Annotated in this window: 17 protein-coding genes; 8 read left to right on the top strand and 9 right to left on the bottom strand. The window is 71.5% G+C overall.

Annotated elements, in window-relative coordinates; genetic code table 11:
• The first annotated feature begins 24 nt into the window (after positions 1 to 24).
• On the top strand, positions 25 to 261 hold the full coding sequence (locus HJG44_RS09810; protein WP_171218127.1) for a hypothetical protein: 237 nt from the start codon (positions 25 to 27) through the stop codon (positions 259 to 261).
• A 15-nt stretch (positions 262 to 276) separates the two neighbouring features.
• Here HJG44_RS09810 and HJG44_RS09815 read toward each other — a convergent pair whose 3' ends face one another.
• Positions 277 to 999 (bottom strand): metallophosphoesterase family protein, encoded by a 723-nt coding sequence (locus tag HJG44_RS09815; protein ID WP_171218128.1) that lies wholly within the window; start codon positions 997 to 999, stop codon positions 277 to 279.
• A gap of 23 nt (positions 1,000 to 1,022) precedes the next feature.
• Positions 1,023 to 1,826, bottom strand: coding sequence for a nucleotidyltransferase family protein (locus HJG44_RS09820; RefSeq protein WP_246736170.1), 804 nt, complete (start codon positions 1,824 to 1,826; stop codon positions 1,023 to 1,025).
• A gap of 110 nt (positions 1,827 to 1,936) precedes the next feature.
• Between HJG44_RS09820 and murJ the strand changes: the two genes are divergently transcribed.
• Complete coding sequence (murJ, locus tag HJG44_RS09825) at positions 1,937 to 3,457, top strand: murein biosynthesis integral membrane protein MurJ (RefSeq protein ID WP_171218130.1); 1,521 nt, start codon at positions 1,937 to 1,939, stop codon at positions 3,455 to 3,457.
• Between the two features lie 30 nt (positions 3,458 to 3,487).
• On the opposite strand, the gene HJG44_RS09830 is transcribed toward murJ, so the two are convergent.
• From HJG44_RS09830 to HJG44_RS09845, 4 genes are all read right to left on the bottom strand, one after another.
• Positions 3,488 to 3,847, bottom strand: coding sequence for a porin (locus HJG44_RS09830; RefSeq protein WP_171218131.1), 360 nt, complete (start codon positions 3,845 to 3,847; stop codon positions 3,488 to 3,490).
• Between the two features lie 13 nt (positions 3,848 to 3,860).
• Positions 3,861 to 4,289 (bottom strand): RES family NAD+ phosphorylase, encoded by a 429-nt coding sequence (locus HJG44_RS09835; RefSeq protein ID WP_171218132.1) that lies wholly within the window; start codon positions 4,287 to 4,289, stop codon positions 3,861 to 3,863.
• 12 nt (positions 4,290 to 4,301) lie between these two features.
• The gene (gene parS, locus HJG44_RS09840) at positions 4,302 to 4,724 is read right to left on the bottom strand and encodes a type II RES/Xre toxin-antitoxin system antitoxin (protein WP_171218133.1); all 423 of its coding nucleotides are present in this window, start codon (positions 4,722 to 4,724) and stop codon (positions 4,302 to 4,304) included.
• Positions 4,725 to 4,785: 61 nt separating this feature from the next.
• Positions 4,786 to 6,162, bottom strand: coding sequence for a M20/M25/M40 family metallo-hydrolase (locus HJG44_RS09845; protein WP_171218134.1), 1,377 nt, complete (start codon positions 6,160 to 6,162; stop codon positions 4,786 to 4,788).
• A 159-nt stretch (positions 6,163 to 6,321) separates the two neighbouring features.
• On the opposite strand from HJG44_RS09845, the gene HJG44_RS09850 reads away from it, so the two are divergent.
• Both HJG44_RS09850 and HJG44_RS09855 read left to right on the top strand, forming a co-directional pair.
• Complete coding sequence (locus tag HJG44_RS09850) at positions 6,322 to 6,663, top strand: hypothetical protein (RefSeq protein ID WP_171218135.1); 342 nt, start codon at positions 6,322 to 6,324, stop codon at positions 6,661 to 6,663.
• A gap of 38 nt (positions 6,664 to 6,701) precedes the next feature.
• Positions 6,702 to 8,804: a TonB-dependent receptor family protein gene (locus tag HJG44_RS09855; protein WP_171218136.1), complete on the top strand. Its 2,103-nt coding sequence runs from the start codon at positions 6,702 to 6,704 to the stop codon at positions 8,802 to 8,804.
• 247 nt (positions 8,805 to 9,051) lie between these two features.
• Here HJG44_RS09855 and HJG44_RS09860 read toward each other — a convergent pair whose 3' ends face one another.
• Positions 9,052 to 10,788, bottom strand: a complete 1,737-nt coding sequence (locus HJG44_RS09860; protein ID WP_171218137.1) for a helicase HerA-like domain-containing protein — start codon at positions 10,786 to 10,788, stop codon at positions 9,052 to 9,054.
• 113 nt (positions 10,789 to 10,901) lie between these two features.
• Here HJG44_RS09860 and HJG44_RS09865 point away from each other — a divergent pair, with 113 nt between their 5' ends.
• The 3 genes from HJG44_RS09865 to HJG44_RS09875 all read left to right on the top strand — a co-directional run bounded on the left by HJG44_RS09865 (position 10,902) and on the right by HJG44_RS09875 (position 12,058).
• Positions 10,902 to 11,291 (top strand): DUF2267 domain-containing protein, encoded by a 390-nt coding sequence (locus HJG44_RS09865; RefSeq protein WP_171218138.1) that lies wholly within the window; start codon positions 10,902 to 10,904, stop codon positions 11,289 to 11,291.
• A gap of 26 nt (positions 11,292 to 11,317) precedes the next feature.
• On the top strand, positions 11,318 to 11,779 hold the full coding sequence (folK, locus tag HJG44_RS09870) for a 2-amino-4-hydroxy-6-hydroxymethyldihydropteridine diphosphokinase (protein ID WP_246736172.1): 462 nt from the start codon (positions 11,318 to 11,320) through the stop codon (positions 11,777 to 11,779).
• A 141-nt stretch (positions 11,780 to 11,920) separates the two neighbouring features.
• Positions 11,921 to 12,058 carry a hypothetical protein gene (locus tag HJG44_RS09875; RefSeq protein WP_171218139.1) on the top strand — a complete coding sequence of 46 codons (138 nt, stop codon included), beginning with the start codon at positions 11,921 to 11,923 and terminating at the stop codon, positions 12,056 to 12,058.
• A gap of 25 nt (positions 12,059 to 12,083) precedes the next feature.
• Here HJG44_RS09875 and HJG44_RS09880 read toward each other — a convergent pair whose 3' ends face one another.
• Together HJG44_RS09880 and HJG44_RS09885 are read right to left on the bottom strand one after the other, a co-directional pair.
• Positions 12,084 to 12,710 carry a thioredoxin family protein gene (locus HJG44_RS09880; RefSeq protein ID WP_171218140.1) on the bottom strand — a complete coding sequence of 209 codons (627 nt, stop codon included), beginning with the start codon at positions 12,708 to 12,710 and terminating at the stop codon, positions 12,084 to 12,086.
• A gap of 5 nt (positions 12,711 to 12,715) precedes the next feature.
• Positions 12,716 to 14,920, bottom strand: coding sequence for a protein-disulfide reductase DsbD family protein (locus HJG44_RS09885; protein ID WP_171218141.1), 2,205 nt, complete (start codon positions 14,918 to 14,920; stop codon positions 12,716 to 12,718).
• A gap of 137 nt (positions 14,921 to 15,057) precedes the next feature.
• On the opposite strand from HJG44_RS09885, the gene HJG44_RS09890 reads away from it, so the two are divergent.
• Positions 15,058 to 16,905 (top strand): methylmalonyl-CoA mutase subunit beta, encoded by a 1,848-nt coding sequence (locus HJG44_RS09890; RefSeq protein ID WP_171218142.1) that lies wholly within the window; start codon positions 15,058 to 15,060, stop codon positions 16,903 to 16,905.
• Positions 16,906 to 17,769 lie beyond the last annotated feature (864 nt).

Here is a 17,769-nt window from a genome sequence, read left to right on the forward strand (position 1 = left end):
AGCACAGCCAACCGGAGGAAGACGATGGCGGATCTTACCCGTGACGACGTCGTGAAGGTCCTCAGGCCGGCCGAGGACACCGTCGTGGCGCGCATCCTCGCGACCGGAGCCTCGCAGGAGGAATTCGCCAAGGCGTGGGCCTGGATGCAGAACGACGAGGCGCTGATGAATGCCGGCCAGGAGCTTCCGTCGGGCCGCGTGCGCGAGATCATCGGCATCCTGCAGGCCGTGGAGGACGACGCGCCCGCCGTCACCGACTGAGGCGCCGGACCGGAATCAGATCGTCAGGAGGGCGTAGGGGCAGCCGGTCGGCTTCTCGATGTGCTGCGCGACGTTGTAGACGGGAACGCCGCCCGGCGTCCTGCCCTCGTAGGCGCCCCGGTGGGCATGGCCGTGCACGACCGCCCTGACGGGGAAGCGGTCGATCGTCTCGGCGAGGCGGGAGGAGCCCAGGAAGGGGAAGATCTCCAGCGGCTCGCCCGCGATCGTCTCGGCGATCGGCGCGTAGTGAAGGACGACGACCGCCCGCTCGGTGCGCACCTGCCGCATGGCGTTCTCGAGCCGCATCGCCTCGCTGACGCTCTCGGCGACCATCGCCTTGATCGCCGGCTCGCCGAAGGAGCCGAGCATCGCGCGTCCGAACCCGCCGACGAAGCCTTTCACGCCGACGAAGCCGACGCCGTCGACCTCCGTCCATTGACCGTCGAGAAGCCGGACGCCCGCCTGCCGGAGGATCCTGCTCACCTCCTCGACGGCCCCGCACTCGTAGTCGTGATTGCCGAGCACGGCCACGACCGGGACCGTGCAGGCCCGCAGGTCTTCCGCGAGCAGTTCGGCCTCCGCCGGCTTGCCGAGATCCGTCAGGTCGCCCGCGATGACGAGCACGTCGGCGGCGCGCGAGATCTCGCCGAAGAGCGCCTTGTAGCTGGTCGTCCCGTCCGCCTTCACATGCAGGTCGCCGATCGCCGCAACCTTGAGCGCGCCGGCCTCCTCAGCCATGGCCGCCCCTCGCCCGCACGGCGTCAGTCATTGCGCCATTCTCCTTCGCCGCCAACATCGGCGTAGCCCCACTCCTTCACGTCGATCTCGTAATCGACGCGCGAATACATCCGGCCGCGGCAGACCTTCATCTGCGGCGCCGGCAGCTGCCGCTGCTTCTCGAGGCGGTCCAGCAGCTCGTCCAGCAGCCAGACGGGGACGAAGTCGCGCTCGGCCGGGTAGATCCAGCGGAAGTTCAGGAGGTGGACGAGCAGCACCTCCCAGTGCAGCTCCATGTAGCCGAGCAGGCGGTGCCAATCGATGCGCTCGTGCGCGCGGAGGATGAGGTGGGCGACGTCCGCCCCGTCGTAGCGGTGCCGGAGCTGGATGAAGCATTTCGACCAGATGAGCTCGGTCGGGCCGATGATGCGCACCGGAATCCCGAAGAGCTCGATCTCGCAGGAATGTTCCAGCCACGCATCCCCCACCGGCATGGTGCCATTCGAGGACGCGAAGATGACGTCGAAGAAGTGCCGGCCCTTGAACACCTTGCCGAGCCAGCGCTCGTCCTCGATCTCGACCGCGTAGCCGCGCGCCTTGAAATGGGCGAGGATGCGCGGGTAGTCGCCCGCCTTGCAGAAGACGTCGAGGTCCTTGGTCTCGCGGCTGATCCCCGTATAGGCGCTGACCGCATAGGTCCCGGCGAGCAGGTAGGGGATGCCGAGCTCCGACAGCTCCCGAATCGCCTCGATATAGAAGGGCTCCGCTTCCGGATTCTTGAGGATGGGCGAGGCCTTGGCCTCGAAGGCGGCCGCCGCGAGAGCTTCACCACCCATCAGAGGCACCATCCAGGCGTCGGCATAGCCTGCCATCAAGCAGGAAGGGCCGGGCCTGGTTCCTTGCGGCCGGCAGGGGAGCCGCGCTTGACAGCGCATCCGGCTCACCCCACCGCGGCGCGATGTTCAAGAAGATCCTGTCGGTCGGCGGCTGGACCCTGGTCTCGCGGATCACCGGCTTCGTCCGCGACGTCGTGATGGCCGCCATCATGGGCGCGGGCCCGATCACGGACGCCTTCGTGGTGGCGTTCCGGCTGCCGAACCATTTCCGCGCCATCTTCGGCGAGGGCGCTTTCAACGCGGCCTTCGTGCCGACCTACGGGCGCGTCAACGAGACGGAAGGGGCCGCGCGCGCCGCCGCCTTCGCGAACCGCGTCTACACGCTGATGCTCGCCGTGCAGGCGCTGCTGCTCCTGGTCGCGCTCGCCGCCATGCCGGCCTTCGTGTCCGTCCTGGCGCCGGGGCTCAGGCCGGAGACCTTCGAGCTCGCCGTGACGCTCACCCGCATCACCTTCCCGTATCTTCTCCTGATCACGCTGGTCACGCTGATCTCGGCCGTGCTGAACGCGCGCGACCGGTTCTGGGCGGCCGCGGCCGCGCCGATCCTCCTCAACCTGTCCATGATCGCGATGCTCGCGGTCGCCTGGCTGTTTCCGACCGCGGGGCACGCGGCCGCCCTCGGCGTGCTGCTCTCGGGCGCGCTGCAGCTCGGGCTCGTCTGGTGGGACGCGGCGCGCGCCGGGCTCGCCCCCCGGCTCGCGAACCCGCGCGGCGACCCGGAGATGGGCGGCTTCTTCAAGCGGCTCGGCCCGGCCGTGATCGGCTCGGCCGGCATCCAGATCGCGATGTTCGCCGACACGATCATCGGCTCGCTCCTGCCGACGGGGGCCCTCTCCTCCCTCTACTACGCCGAGCGCCTCTACCAGCTCCCGCTGGGGGTGGTGGGCATCGCGGCCGGGACCGTCCTCCTGCCGACCATGAGCCGGCTCGTCGCGGCCGGGGATCCGGCCGGCGCGCATGCGGCGCAGAACAGGGCCGTCGGCTTCACGCTCGCGCTCGCGGCGCCCTGCGCGGTGGCCTTCCTGGTCCTGCCCGATCTCGTCATGGCGGCGCTCTTCCAGCGCGGCGCCTTCGACGCCGCGGCGGCGGCGCGGTCCGGCGAGGTGCTCGCGGCCTATGCGGTCGGGCTTCCGGCGGCCGTGATCATCCGCTCGGTGACGGCGAGCTTCTATGCGCGCGGCGACACCACGACCCCGCTCTGGGCCTCGCTCGCCGGCTACGGCGTGAACGTCGCGCTCAAGCTCGTCCTGATCGGCCCGTTCGGCGTCGCCGGCCTCGCGCTCGCGACCTCGGTCGGGGCCTGGATCAATGTCGGCGTACTATGGTTCCTCGCCGTGCGGCGGGACTTCGCGGCGCCCTCGCGCGCGCTCGCCAAGACGCTCGCGGGAATAGGCCTGTCCTGCGCGCTGCTCGCGGCCCTGGCCGCGTTCGGCCGCGCGCCGGTCGCGACGGCGCTCACCCCGCTCGGGCCGCTCCGGGACATCGGCACGCTCGGAGCGCTCGGCCTCGCCGGCCTCCTCCTCTACGGCGCGGCCCTCGCCCTCTGCCTCAGGCTCTTCGGCCTGCGGCTGCGCCGGATATGAGCCCCGGGCCGGCCGCCGGACGGACGGGCGTCAGCGGCCGGGAATCCGGCTCTTCCCCGCATCCATCCGGTAGATCAGGTGCAGCGGCCCGAGCTCGGTCTCGGTCCGGGATTCGAGCGTGACCCGCGCGCCCGTGCCGAACCCGCGCGGCATCTCGCGCCGGACCTCGGGCCCCGCCTTGCCGCCGGCCGTGAAGTCCGCCACCACCCGCCCGCCGATCCGGACGCAGGTGCTGCTCCCCTGGACGGCGATCCAGCCCGGCCCGTAATGCGGACAGGGCTTTGCCACCTCGGGCGCAACCCAGGGCTCCGCCGCCAGGGCGAGGCCCGAGGCCCCCAGGAGAAGGCCGAGCGTGACGGTCGCGACGCGCATCCCCGGACGGTAGCTCACCTTCGGCCTTCCGTCACGACGCCCAAAGACGCGGGTCGAAGGCGAAGCGCCTTTTTCGCGCGACCCGTATCGTCCCCGCCTCCGGGTGGAGCGGGTTGATGAGCAGGTTGCTGCATTCCGGGACGATCGCGGACGGAACCCGGAGCACCGCGCTGCGGGCCGAGGCGAGCCAGTCCGAGCCGAAGGCCGCGGGATCCGCCGGCGGCGCATCGATCCCTTCCACGGAGGCCTCGCCCAGATCGAGCTCCAGCAGCACGTAGTCGTCCGGAAGGAGGTCCGGCGGAAGGTCGAGATGAACCCGGACCTCGAGCGCGGCGAGCGCGGCGTTGTCGGCCGTGTAGATCAGGGGTCGCCCGGGTCGGTTCCAGCGGCCGCCGTTCAGGCGGGCGCCCTCCCCGCTCAGGTCGGCATAGGGCTCCCGGCACAGGCGCCAGGATCGCATGCGGTGGCGATTTCAGGCGGCCAGCCCGTGGTCGATCCGGCTGAGAAGGCGCTCGACCTCCCTGCTCCCCTCGCTCGTGTCGAGGAGGGCGATGGGCGCCTCTCCCCCGAGAGCGTCCGTGGGCCGGCGGAGCCAGCGCGCAGCCTTGGCCTCCGAGCCGAACGTCTCCTCGGCCGCGCTGATGACGCGCATCACCCGGGCCAGCCGGTCCGACTGCTCGGCCGTGAGCGTGCCGATCTTGCGCCGGTGGCTGAGGGTCTTGCGGGGGATGATCGTCCGGTCCACCTCGGCCGCCGTCAGACGCCCCGTCCGAACGAGATTGTCGACCGCCTGGACCGGGAAGCCGCGGCGGGTGGCCTCCACGATTCCGCGCCAATCCGCGCTCCGGACGTTCGGCAGATCGGCGATGGGCGACAGCTGTGCGGCTCGGGCCATGAGAGCCTCCGGCGATATGCACATAAGCTAAGGGCATATCGCCGGAACATCAAGGACGCGCTCAGGACCCGAGCGCCCCGAGGATCCTGGCCCAGCTCCGCGCGCCCTTGTGGAAGCTGGAGAGGTCGTATTTCTCGTTCGGCGAATGCACCCGGTCGTCGTCGAGGCCGAAGCCGACGAGCAAGGTGTCGAGCCCGAGCGTGCGCTTGAAGTCGCCGACGATCGGGATCGAGCCGCCGGAGCCGATCGCGACCGGCTCCTTGCCCCATTCGGCCGCGAGAGCGGCCTTGGCCTTGACGAGCGCCGGCATGTCGTAGGGGAGCTGGATCGCGCGGGCGGCCGAATGGTCCAGGATCTCGACCCGGCAATCGGCCGGCACGCGCTCGCGCACGAAGGCCTCGAAGGCGGCCGAGATCTTCTGCGGGTCCTGGTCGCCGACGAGCCGGAACGAGATCTTCGCGCTCGCCTGCGCGGCGATCACGGTCTTGGAGCCCTCGCCCGTATAGCCGCCGACGATCCCGTTCGCGTCGCAGGTCGGGCGCGACTGGATCTGCTCGATCACGGAGCGGTCCTTCTCGCCCGCCGGGATCGAGAGCCCGACCTGGCCGAGGAAGGTCTCGGGCGTCAGCCCGAGGGCGTTCCACTGCGCCAGGATCTCCGGCGGGGTCTCCGGCACGCCGTCGTAGAAGCCCGGCAGGGTCACCCGGCCGTTCTCGTCGTGCAGGTCGGCGACGATCCTGGCCACGACGTGGATCGGGTTGCGGGCCGCGCCGCCGAACATGCCCGAGTGGAGGTCGCGGTCGGCCGCCTTCACGACGATCTCGCGGTAGACGAGCCCGCGCAGCGAGGTCGTGATCGAGGGCGTGCCGCGATCCCACATGCCCGTATCGCAGACGAGGGCGTAATCGGCCTTGAGCTCGTCCTTGTTCGCGGCGAGCCATTCCGGCAGGCCCTTGGAGCCGTTCTCCTCCGCACCCTCGATCAGGACGGTCACGCCGACCGGCAGCTCGCCCTCCGTCGCGATCCAGGCGCGGCAGGCCTCGACGAAGGTCATCACCTGGCCCTTGTCGTCGCAGGCGCCGCGGGCCCGGATGACCCTCCGGCCCGGCTCGAGCTCGGCGAGAAGCGGCTCGAAGGGCGGCGTCTCCCAGAGCTCGAGTGGGTCGACCGGCTGCACGTCGTAATGACCGTAGAAGAGGACATGCGGCGCGCCGGGCTTCGGCTTGTGGCCGACGACGACCGGATGGAGCGACGTCTCGCTCAGATGCGCCTTGAACCCGAGCGCCTCGAGCTCGCCGCGGACCCACTCGGCGGCCCTGCGGCACTCGCCGGCATAGGCCGGATCCGTCGAGATCGACTGGATCCTGAGCCAGTCGAAGAGGCGGGCGAGCGCGTTGTCGAGATCGGTGTCGATGTCCCCGAGAACCCGGTCGATCATGTCTGCTCCATCGGCGTCCGGCACCGGCTAGTCCCGATCGCGGCCGCTGCCAAGCGCCCGTGACGCAGCGCTGCCACGCCGGGACGAAATCGCGGCCAGGCGATTGACGGCTCCGGCGTGCCGCCCCTAATCGGGCCCATGGGCCGACAGCCGACAGGGATGCGTTGGCGCGCGATCGTTGGTGCGATCGCGCTCTACGCCGTGCTGCTCCAGGCCTTCGTGGCGGCCGCGACCCCGACCCTGTCGCTGGACGGCCGGGGCATCCTCTGCACCGAGCACGGTCCCGGCCAGCCGGAGGGCGGCGGGGCACCCGCCCGCCACGACCACCATTGCTGCCTGCCCGGCCACGGACCGGCGCTCGCGCCGCCTCCGGGCGGCTACGACCCGGTCTCCTGGAGAACGGCGGAAGCGATCCGCATCGCGTGGCGGCCTGAGGCCGACCTGCCCCGCACGGGTCCGCCGGAAGGCTCCCATACCGCCAGAGGCCCACCCCTCGCCTGACGCATCGCTTCCACCGATTCCGTCAGACGAGGTTTTCCATGTCGTTTTCTCCATCCGGCGGCGCACGCGGTGCGTCCGCCCTCTCCTGCCTGCTCTGGCTCGCCGCCCCGGTCGGTCCCGCCGCCGCGCAGGACGCGCCCGTCGCCCTCCCCGAGATCACCGTGCAGGGCTCCGGTCCGCCGCAGGGCTCGCTCACCGTCCCGAGCGTCGAGGCGCAGCGCGACGCCGTGAACGCCACCGTCGGGTCCGTCGCCTTCATCGACGCCCGGAGCTTCGAGAACCGCTACACCAACAACATCACGGACGTGCTCCGGGAAACGCCCGGCGTCTTCGCCCAGACCCGCTACGGCCAGGAGATCCGGCTCTCGATCCGCGGCTCGGGCCTCGCGCGCAGCTTCCATACGCGCGGTGTCGAGATCCTGCAGGACGGCATCCCCTTCAACTTCGCCGACGGCTCGGGCGACTATTACCAGATCGATCCCCTCGCGCTGCGCTCGGTCGAGGTGTTCAAGGGCGGCAACGCGCTCGTCTTCGGATCGTCGACGCTGGGCGGCGCGGTCAACTTCGTCACCCCGACCGCCTATACGGCGCTCGCGCCCGCCTTCGTGCGGATCGAGGGCGGCTCGTTCGGCGCCTTCCGCGCAAACGCGCAGGTCTCGGGCATATCGGGCGATGCGGATGCGCTCCTCAACGTCACGCACTCGCATCAGGACGGGTTCCGCCGGCACCAGAACCAGGACTACAGCCAGATCAACGCCAATATCGGCTACCGGCTGGCGCCGGGCGTCGAGACGCGCTTCTATCTCGGCATCTACGAGACGCGGCAGAAGCTGCCCGGCTCCCTCGGCCTGACGGACGCGCTGACCTTCCCGACCCGCGCGAGCCTCGCGGCCATCACCGGCAACCAGGCGCGCGACGTCTCCGCCCAGCGGCTCGCGAACCGGACCTCGTTCGAGCTCGGCGGCGGCAAGCTCGATGTCGACACCTGGGTCCTTCACAAGAACCTGTACCACCCGATCTTCCAGGTGATCGACCAGGACGGGTGGACCTACGGGGTCTCGCCGCACTGGAGCGGCAGCTTCGACCTCGCCGGCCACCGCAACGACCTCGTGGTCGGCGCGCGCTATTTCGGCGGGACCAACTCCGCCCTGCAATTCGTCAACGTGGCGGGCAACCGCGGCGCCCGGACGGCGGACGCGCGGCAGATCGCGAACAACTACCAGGCCTTCCTCGACAACCGGTTCTGGATCACGCCGGAACTCGCCGTCATGGCGGGCGCCAAGCTCTTCCACGACGAGCGGGACTTCGAGAACCGCTTCGCGACGCCGGTCCGGACCGCGGCCCGCGATTACGACGGCTTCAACCCGAAGCTCGGCCTGCTGTGGCAGCCCGCACCGACCGTCCAGGTCTTCGCCGACATCACCAGGTCGCGCGACGTGCCGGACTTCTCCGACCTGGCGCAGGCCAATCTCGCCGGGCTCACCTTCGTGCCGCTGCAGCAGCAGAAGGCCTGGACGGGCGAGATCGGCACGCGCGGCTCATGGGACCGCTTCCGCTGGGACGTGACGCTCTACCGCTCGACGGTCCGGGACGAGCTCATCAACTTCAGCCAGAATGCGGCGCTCGGCATCCCGGCCGCCACCTTCAACGCCGACCGGACGGTGCACCAGGGCGTCGAGCTCGGCGGCGCCGTCGATCTCATCCGCGACCTCTCCGGACCCGGCGCCGGCGACACGATCACCCTGGCGCAGCTCTGGACCTGGAACGACTTCCGCTTCGTCGGCGACCGGGTCTACGGCAACAACCGGATCGCGGGCGTGCCGCGCCACGTCCTGCGGACCACCCTGTCCTATACGCGCCCGGACGGGTTCTTCATCGCGCCCACGCTCGACTGGGTGCCGCAGGGCGCCTTCGCGGATCACGCGAACACGCTCCGCACGCCCGGCTACGCGCTCTTCGGCATCCAGGCCGGCGCGAAGCTCGCGCCCGGGCTCACGGTCTTCGTCGATGCCCGCAACCTCACCGACGAGCGCTATGTCAGCGATCTCGCGGCGGTGGCGGATGCGCGCACGGCCTCGACGGCGATCTTCTATCCCGGCGAGGGGCGGAGCGTCTTCGCGGGACTGCGCTACGCCTTCTGAGGCGGCGGCGCTACGGCGCGCCGTCGAGAAGGCGCCGGGCCTGGGCGAGCGCGGCATCGCAGCCGGCGGCGTCGCCCTTGCCGTCGGCGGTCCCGGCCTCGTCGAGCGCGACCTGCGCCTGCTGCGCCCGGTCGCCGCCCTCGCCCGCCGGCGCGGATTGCGCCGGCGTCGCCTCGCGCGGATCCGGGCGCGGCGCGGCGCCGGCCTCCCCTTCCCCCTCGCGCCGGGCGGCGACGATCTTGCTGCCCTAACGCCGTCCCTTCCCGCCGAGCAGGTCGGACATCTCGCCCGCGAAATCGGCGGAGCCCGTCGGCGGCACGCCTGACCCGACGGCGCGTGTCCGCCGGCCGCGGCCGCCGCCGCCCTCCTTCGCGATCGCCCCGCCGATCGCGCCCCCGATGATGCCGCCGAGCGAGTTGCGCAGGATCTTGGCGCCTTCTCGGGCGATCTGGGTGGAGGCGGAGCGGGCGAAGCTCTGCGCCGCCGAGCGGATCACGAGTTCGGTCAGGGACATGGACTGGCGCCCGCCGCCCTTCCCCTTGCCGGAAGGAGCGGCGCCCCCGGAGGGTGCCGTCCCGCCGCCCGTGGACCGGCCGACCGGGATGCCGGACGAGCCCAGGGTCTCGGTGAGCCGGTCCAGGATGCCGCCCAGCCCGCCCGATGCCGTCGCCGCCTGGGCCGGCTCCTCCGGCAGGTGGCGGCGCTTGGCCAGGATCTCGTAGGCGCTCTCGCGGTCGAGCGTCTGATCGTATTTCCCGCGCAGCGGGCTCGCGGCGACGATCGCGGCGCGCTCCTCCGGCGTCAGCGGCCCGACCCGCGCCGCGGGCGGGGCGATCAGGGCCCGGTCCACCATGCCGGGCACGCCGCCCTCCTCCAGCAGCGAGACCAGCGCCTCGCCGACCGCGAGCTCCATGATGGCCTTCGAGGTGTCGAGCCCGGGACGCTGGCGGAAGGTCTCCGCCGCGGCGCGGACCGCCTTCTGGTCGCGCGGCGTGAAGGCGCGCAGCGCATGCTGGACCTTGTTGCCGAGCTGGCCCAGCACCTCCTCCGGCACGTCGAGCGGGTTCTGGGTCACGAAATAGACGCCGACCCCCTTCGAGCGGATGAGCCGCACGACCTGCTGCACGGCCTCGAGCAGGGGCTTGGGCGCATCGTTGAAGAGGAGATGCGCCTCGTCGAAGAAGAAGACCAGCCTGGGCTTGGGCAGGTCGCCCACCTCCGGCAGCGTCTCGAACAGCTCCGACAGCATCCAGACGAGGAAGGTCGCATAGAGGCGCGGCTTCGCCATCAGCTTGTCGGCGGCGAGGATGTTGACCACGCCGCGCCCGTCGCGGTCGGTGCGGATGAAATCGTTGAGGTCGAGCGCCGGCTCGCCGAGAAAGCTGTCGGCGCCCTGGTTCTCCAGCATGAGCAGCTGGCGCTGGATCGCGGCGAGCGAGGTCTTTGCGACGTTGCCGTATTGGGCGCCGATCTCGGCGGCGTTGTCGCCGACGAATTGCAGCAGCGCGCGCAGATCCTTCATGTCGAGGATCGGCCAGCCGTTCTCGTCGGCCACCTTGAAGGCGACGTTGAGGACGCCCTCCTGGGTGTCGTTCAGCTCCAGGAGACGGGCGAGGAGCAGCGGCCCCATCTCGCTCACGGTCGCCCGGATCGGATGGCCCTGCTCGCCGAACACGTCCCAGAAGACGACCGGGAACCGGTCCGGCTGGTATGGAATCTCGATCTCGGCCGCGCGCCTGACGAAGACGTCCTTCCCCTGCCCCGGCGCCGCGATGCCGGAGAGGTCGCCCTTGATGTCCGCCGCGAAGACCGGCACGCCGGCATTCGACAGGCCCTCCGCCAGGACCTGCAGCGTGACGGTCTTGCCCGTCCCGGTCGCGCCGGCGACGAGCCCGTGCCGGTTGGCGAGCTTCAGGAGCAGGTATTCGAGGTGGTCGCTCTTGCCGACCAGGATGCGGTCCTGGGGCGACGTGGTCTCGGCCATGCGGGTCTCGAAGGTTGCGGCGGTGCCTTGCCTGTCATACGCAATCGGCCGTCGACCCGCTACATGGGCGGCCGCCCACCCGGGCGCGTCCCCAGCATCCTGAGGAGCCCTGCATGGAAGCGCTGATCGCCCGCATCACGGAGGCGACCGGCCTCGGAGCCGACGTGGTCGAGAAGGCCGTCGGCCTGATCCTGGCCTTCCTGGAGAAGGAGGGCCCGCAGGAGGAGGTCGGCAAGCTCTTCGACGCGCTTCCGGGCGCCCGCGAGGCGGTCGCGACCTCGGGCGACGGCGGCCCCGGCGGCGCCATGGGCGGCCTGATGGGCATGATGCCGGGCGGCGGCGGGGTCATGGCCCTCGGCACCAAGCTGATGGCCGCGGGCGTCCCGATGAGCCAGATGCAGCCCTTCGCGCGCGAGCTCTTTGCCTATGGCCGCGAGCATGCGGGCGAGGACACGATGGGCGCGATCGTGGGCGCGATCCCGGGCCTGTCGCAGTTCCTCTGACGGGGTCCGGGCCGCTGGCCGAGGTCCTGCTCGGCTTCGGGGGCAATCTCGGCGATCCCGAGGCCACGATCCGGCGGGCGCTCGTCCGCCTCGGCGAGCGCGGCGTGGCCATCCGGCGGGTGTCGGGCTTCTACCGCACGCCCCCCTGGGGGCCGGTGCCGCAGCCCGATTTCGTCAATGCCTGCGCGGCCGGCGACACGCGGCTTGCCCCTCGCGATCTTCTCGCCCTGGCGAAGTCGCTCGAGGGCGAGCTCGGCCGCGTGCCGGGCGAGCGCTGGGGGCCGCGGGCGATCGACATCGACATCCTGGACTATGCCGGGCAGGAGCTCGACGAGCCCGGCCTCGCGCTCCCGCATCCGCGCCTGACGGAGCGCGCCTTCGTGCTGGCGCCGCTCGCCGAGATCGCGCCGGACCGGATCGTCGCCGGGCGGAGCATCCGCGACTGGGCGGAGAGGATCGACCGGACCGGCATCGTGCGGCTCGATTGATTCCGGCCAGGCCGCCCTTCATCTCCGACCCGGAGATGGGACCTGCTCAATTATCCGAGCGAAGTCCTCGGGCGCGGCGTGAGTGCTCGCGCAGATACACAGGACCGTTGGCCTCCTCCGCGACTTCCAGAACCCGGCCGAATGATTGCCGAGCCCGGCGTGTTCGAGATCGTCGTGCCTCGGCGTCGTTACATCATCGCCTACCGGATCGAGGTGGATCGAAGAACAACCTCGATCCTCGGCGTCTTCCACGCGGCCCGGGGCTCCCGCGAGATCTGAACCTGCGGGAGCCCTGCGCCATACGTCACGACGTATACTTCACCGTGCAGCCATAGGGCCGCGAGGTCGAGACGGAGACGGGCTTGCCCTCCGTGATCTCGGTCAGCGCCGCGTCGACGAAGTTCTTCGCGGTCTTGAGGTCTTCCACCTTGGTCGAGGGCTTGTCGTCGATGCCGCCCATATAGGCGAGCGTGCCGTCGCCCTTGATCACGTACATGTGCGGCGTGACCTGCGCCCCATAGGTGCGGCCGAGATCGCCCTTCGGGTCGAGCAGCACGGCGGTGGGCGCCGCCCCGCGCTCCGCCGTCAGCCTGTTCGCGGTCGGGCCGTCGGCATAGCCCTGCTCGCCCGGCGGCGAGGAGATGACCGAGAGCCAGACCACGCCCTTCTCGGTCCACTTCTTCTGGAGCGCCTGCATGGCCTGGCCGCTATAATGCTTCTTCACGAAGGGGCAGCCGTCATTCGTCCATTCCAGGACGACCGTCTTGCCCTTGAAATCGGCCAGCGAGACCTGCTTGCCGTGGGAATCGGTCGCCGTGAAGCCCGGCGCGGGCGCGCCGACCTTCGGGCCGGACTGGGCGAAGGCGCCGGCCGAGAGCGCGCCCGCCGCGAAGAGGGCGGCCGCGAACACGGCCCGTCTGGTGGTCGTCATATGGCTCACTCCTTCCTGGTTGCTGAACTCTGCAGCCCGGCCCGCTTCGAGGGCGCGGCGCCGAGGCTGTCGATCACGGTCGCCTGGGTCAGGATCTGCGGCAGGACGACCGGCTCCCCGCCGGGCGGGTAGAAGACGTAGAGCGGCACGCCGCTGCGGCCGTGCTGCTCCAGGAGGCGGGTGATCTCGGGATTGCGGTTCGTCCAGTCGCCCTTCAGATACGCGACCTGGCGGCTGCGGAAGGCCTGCTGCACGGCCTCCGTCGAGAGCGCGGTGCGCTCGTTGACGATGCAGGTGATGCACCAGGCGGCCGTCATGTTGACGAAGACCGGCCTTCCCTCCGCACGGAGCTGGTCGAGCCTCGCCTGGGTGAAGGGCTGCCAGGCCTCGCCCGAGGCCGCCGCGGCGCTGGCCGATCCCTGAACCCGGTCCCTGTCGATCGCGATCCCGAGTCCGACGAGGGCGAGGATCGCGGCCAGCGCGCCGCCCTGCCAGGCGCGGCGGCTCCAGCCCTCGCGGAAGGCGGCGAGCCGGAGCGCCCAGGCCGCGAAGCCGACCGCGACGAGGCCGATCAGCGCGGAGAAGAGCCCCGCCGGCCCGACCTCCTGCGACAGCACGAAGAGCAGCCAGGCGACCGTCGCGTAGATCGGGAAGGCCAGGAACTGCTTCAGCGTCTCCATCCAGCGGCCCGGCCGCGGCAGGTGCCGCGCGAGGCCCGGCCAGAAGGTGAGGAGCAGGAAGGGCAGCGCGAGGCCGAGCCCGAGCGCGGCGAAGATCGCGAGCGCCACTACGGCCGGCGCGGTCATCGCGAAGCCGATCGCCGTGCCCATGAAGGGCGCCGTGCAGGGCGTCGCGACCACGGTCGCGAGAATGCCCGTCAGGAACGAACCCGGCAGGCCGGTGCGGGTGTCGAGCCGCTGGCCGAACCCGGCCAGCGAGGTGCCGAGCTCGACGACGCCCGACAGGCTGAGGCCCATCGCGAAGAGCAGGAAGGCGAGCGCCGTCACGACGGCCGGCGATTGCAGCTGGAACCCCCACCCGACCTCGGCGCCGCCGGCCCGGACCGCGAGCAGGATCCCGGCGAGCAGGAGGAAGCTGCCGACCACCCCGGCCGCATAGGCGAGCCCGTTCAGCCGCACGAGCGCGGGCGGGTAGCCCGAATGCTTTACGAGGCTCAGCACCTTGATGGAGAGCACCGGGAAGACGCAGGGCATCAGGTTGAGGATCAGCCCGCCGAGGAAGGCGAGGAAGGCCGCCTGGGCTACCCCCGCGAAGGTCAGCTCCGCCGGCTGCCGCGTGCCGGCCCCCGGCCCGGCCGCCGCGGGCGTTCCGGGCGCGACGGCTGCGGCCGCCGGGGAGGCCTTGGGCGGCGCGCCGATCTCGACGGCATGGCGGACCGTTCCCGTATCGAGCGCCTCCTCCAGCACGAGCACGCCGCCGAGCGGGGCCGGCTCTCCCTGGGACAGGCTGCTGCGCTTGATCTCCAGCGCGAACCCGTCGGCCCTCGCCGACAGGCTCTGCGGCGCGGCATGCTCGATCGCGGTCTCGTCGAACGGGAACAGATAGGCCGACCGGATGCTGCCGGGCCCGAGCCCCGGCGCCTCGACCGAGAACAGGAGCTTGTCGCCGGAGATCTCGGTCCGGGCGGTCCAGGGCGAGGGCGTCGGCAGCGCCGCGCGCGCCCTGTCGAACAGCGCCTTGTCGGCCGGGTCCGGCCTCCCGTCCTCGCTCGGGCCCGCGACCGGCAGCAGGATGGAGAGGCTCGCCTCGCCGGGGATGCATTCGCGCTCGCAGACAAGATAGCTGACATCGGCCTTGAGCGTCAGCGGGCGGCTCGGCGAGAGATCCGCGGGCGGCGTGATCTCGGTGAGGAGGATTGTCTCGCCCTCGTAGCCGTAGTTCACGAGGTGGCTCACCGGGATGCGCTGCGGCACCGGCCACTGGATCGGGCCGGCCTGCAGGCCCTCCGGGAGCGACCACCTGATCTCGGTCGCGAGCCCGGAATCGCCGGGATTGCGCCAGTAGGTATGCCAGTGCGGCGCCATGGTCAGCTTCACGCCGACCGTGAAGGGCTCGCCGGGCCTGACGGCCGAGGGCTCGGCGACGAGCTCGGCCTTCACCAGGTCCTCGGCGCGCGGCGCCGCCGTGGCATGGCCGAAGCCGGCCCAGAGGGAGAGCGCCACCAGGGCGGCGCTCAAAAGCGCTTTCATCGTCGCTCGCTTCGGATCGCTGACGAGGTGCTGGCAGACGAACATGCAGGAATCGTGACGTCGCAGCTTTGTGACGCTACGGAGATGGTCGCTATTCCCGGCCGGACCATAGCCGACGAGCCTGTGACCCGCATCCCATGACCGATCTCGCGCTTGCATCCGAGTTCCCGACCCCGACGCGCGAGGCCTGGACGGCGCTCGTGGACAAGGTGCTGAAGGGTGCCGATTTCGAGAAGAGGCTCGTCTCCCGCACCTATGACGGGATCAGGATCGAGCCGCTCTACCCCAAGGCGGAGGCGCCTGCGCCGGTTCGCCGCGCCGCGCATTCGCCCTGGCGCGTGGCGCAGCGGGTCGACCATCCCGACCCGCAGGCGGCGAATGCGCTCGCGCTGGCCGATCTCGAGGGCGGCGCGGACGCGCTCGTCCTGACCTTCGCGGGCGCGCCGGCCGCGCGCGGCTTCGGCCTGAACGCGGCGGGTTTGGACGAGCTCGACCGCGCGCTGTCGGGCGTCATGCTCGACCTCGTCTCGGTCCGGCTCGAAGCCGGCCTCGGCGGCCGCGAGGCGATGGGCCTGATGCTCGACCTCGCGGAGCGGCGGGGCCATGCGCTCTCCGGACTCGACCTCGACCTCGGGCTCGACCCGATCGGCGCGTTCGCGGCGACCGGCCGGATGTCGGCCGATTGGGACATTGTGGCCGGACGGCTTTCGGAGAATTTCGGGCGGCTCGCGGAGCGCGGCTTCGCCGGACGGCTCGCGATCGCGGACGGGCGCCCCTATCACGAGGCGGGCGGCAGCGAGGCGCAGGAGCTCGCCGCCGTGCTCGCGACCGCCCTCGCCTATCTGCGCGCGCTCGAGGCCGGCGGCCACGCGCTCGACCGGGCGCGGGACGCTCTCTCGTTCCTGCTCGTCGCCGATGCCGACGAGTTCCTGACGGTCGCCAAGTTCCGGGCTCTCCGGCGCCTCTGGGCGGAGGTCGAGGAGGCCTGCGGGCTCGCGCCGAAGCCGCTCCGGCTCCATGCCGAGACCGCCTGGCGGATGAGCACGCGCCGCGACCCATGGGTGAACCTGCTGCGCGGCACGATGGCCGCCTTCTCGGCCGGGATCGGCGGGGCCGACGCGGTCACGGTCCTGCCCTTCACGGCCGCGCTCGGCCTGCCGGACGGCTTCGCCCGGCGGCTCGCCCGCAACACGCAGATCATCCTGCTGGAGGAATCGAACGTCTGGCGCGTCGCCGATCCGGTGGCGGGCTCCGGCGCGTTCGAGGCGCTCACGGCGGGGCTGGCGGAAGAGGCCTGGGCGCGCTTCCAGGAGATCGAGCGCGAGGGCGGCATCGTCGCCTCGCTCGCCTCCGGCGCGCTGCAGGGACGCATCGCCGAGACGCGGTCGAAGCGCGACGCCGCCACTGCGACCCGCCGCGATCCCCTCACGGGCACGAGCGAGTTCCCGGACATCCACGAGGCGCCGGTGAGCGTGCTGATGCCAAGCTCGCCGCCTTCATCTCCCCGCGAGGGGGAGGGACAAGTCACCCCCCTCCCCTCCATCCGGCTCGCGGAACCCTACGAGCGCCTGCGCGACCGCTCGGACGCGGTGCTGGCGCAGACCGGCAGCCGCCCGCGCGTGTTCCTGGCCAATCTCGGTCCGATCTCGGCCTTCTCGGCCCGCGCCACCTTCGCCAAGAACGCCTTCGAGGCGGGCGGCGTCGAGGCGGTGACGAATGACGGCTTCGGCGGCCTCGACGAGCTGGCCGCGGCTTTCGGCGGATCGGGAGCCCGTCTCGCCTGCATCTGCTCCTCCGACGAGATCTACGGCACCCAGGCCGCTCCGGCTGCTGCGGCGCTCAAGGCCGCGGGCGCCACCGCGATCTACCTGGCCGGGCGCCCGGGCGAGATCGAGCAGACCCTGCGCGAAGCCGGCGTGACCGATTTCGTCTACGTCGGCTGCAACCTTCTGCGCCTGCTCGAGGCGGCGCAGGCGAGCGCCTGACCGGGATTCTCGGGTTCCAACCGGAGCACGACGGCCGCGCGCGCCGCCTGTCGTGGGCACTTGTCTGGATCCCCTTCCCGGCCCTTCGGGCCGCCGGGGATGACACGCGCCACTGTCATTCCCGGCCGGAGCAGTGCGGCAGCACTGCGGAGGGGAAGGGAATCCAGGGGGACCCGCGACCGTAGGGCTTCTGGATCCCCTTCCCGGGCGCTTCGCGCCCGCCGGGGATGACGCCGAGGGCTTCCCGGGACCTGCACGCTACCGAAGGGGATGTGGCACCGGCGTCTCCACTGTCATTCCCGGCCGGAGGCGGCGGAGCCGCCGGAGGGGAAGGGAATCCAGGGGGACACGCGGCGGTAGGTTGTCTGGATCCCCTTCCCGGCCCTTCGGGCCGCCGGGGATGACACGCGCAACTGTCATTCCCGGCCGGAGGCGGCGCGTCAGCGCTGCGAAGGGGAAGGGAATCCAGGGGGACCCGCGACCGTAGGGCTTCTGGATCCCCTTCCCGGGCGCTTCGCGCCCGCCGGGGATGACACGCGCAACTGTCATTCCCGGCCGGAGCAGCGCGTCAGCGCTGCGGAGGGGAAGGGAATCCAGGGACGTCGTCCGCGGTGGGAGGTGTGCTGGATCCCCTTCCCGGCCCTGCGGGCCGCCGGGGATGACATGCGGCTTGACATTGTTAGGAATATAGTCTAGATCGGCTCCGTCCTCTTCGCCGAGGGGCGCTCTCGCGAGGCGTCGACAGAGCGGAAGAGCTTGAATGGGCCGGAATGGGCGAGAGCCCAGGCCGGCTGACGCGGCGCCTGCGGGCGGGTTTCGCGAACCCGCACTCGGGGAGCCGGACCAGCGCCGCCCTCCGGGTAA

Source organism: Enterovirga aerilata (assembly GCF_013044135.1).
GTDB classification, from domain to species: domain Bacteria; phylum Pseudomonadota; class Alphaproteobacteria; order Rhizobiales; family Beijerinckiaceae; genus Enterovirga; species Enterovirga aerilata.

Bases quoted from the DNA above. Each gene is read 5' to 3' on its own strand.
- HJG44_RS09810 (WP_171218127.1), top strand. From the start codon at position 25: ATGGCGGATCTTACCCGTGACGACGTCGTGAAGGTCCTCAGGCCGGCC.
- HJG44_RS09815 (WP_171218128.1), bottom strand. From the start codon at position 999: ATGGCTGAGGAGGCCGGCGCGCTCAAGGTTGCGGCGATCGGCGACCTG.
- HJG44_RS09820 (WP_246736170.1), bottom strand. From the start codon at position 1,826: ATGGTGCCTCTGATGGGTGGTGAAGCTCTCGCGGCGGCCGCCTTCGAG.
- murJ (WP_171218130.1), top strand. From the start codon at position 1,937: ATGTTCAAGAAGATCCTGTCGGTCGGCGGCTGGACCCTGGTCTCGCGG.
- HJG44_RS09835 (WP_171218132.1), bottom strand. From the start codon at position 4,289: ATGCGATCCTGGCGCCTGTGCCGGGAGCCCTATGCCGACCTGAGCGGG.
- parS (WP_171218133.1), bottom strand. From the start codon at position 4,724: ATGGCCCGAGCCGCACAGCTGTCGCCCATCGCCGATCTGCCGAACGTC.
- HJG44_RS09845 (WP_171218134.1), bottom strand. From the start codon at position 6,162: ATGATCGACCGGGTTCTCGGGGACATCGACACCGATCTCGACAACGCG.
- HJG44_RS09850 (WP_171218135.1), top strand. From the start codon at position 6,322: ATGCGTTGGCGCGCGATCGTTGGTGCGATCGCGCTCTACGCCGTGCTG.
- HJG44_RS09855 (WP_171218136.1), top strand. From the start codon at position 6,702: ATGTCGTTTTCTCCATCCGGCGGCGCACGCGGTGCGTCCGCCCTCTCC.
- HJG44_RS09860 (WP_171218137.1), bottom strand. From the start codon at position 10,788: ATGGCCGAGACCACGTCGCCCCAGGACCGCATCCTGGTCGGCAAGAGC.
- HJG44_RS09865 (WP_171218138.1), top strand. From the start codon at position 10,902: ATGGAAGCGCTGATCGCCCGCATCACGGAGGCGACCGGCCTCGGAGCC.
- HJG44_RS09875 (WP_171218139.1), top strand. From the start codon at position 11,921: ATGATTGCCGAGCCCGGCGTGTTCGAGATCGTCGTGCCTCGGCGTCGT.
- HJG44_RS09880 (WP_171218140.1), bottom strand. From the start codon at position 12,710: ATGACGACCACCAGACGGGCCGTGTTCGCGGCCGCCCTCTTCGCGGCG.
- HJG44_RS09885 (WP_171218141.1), bottom strand. From the start codon at position 14,920: ATGAAAGCGCTTTTGAGCGCCGCCCTGGTGGCGCTCTCCCTCTGGGCC.
- HJG44_RS09890 (WP_171218142.1), top strand. From the start codon at position 15,058: ATGACCGATCTCGCGCTTGCATCCGAGTTCCCGACCCCGACGCGCGAG.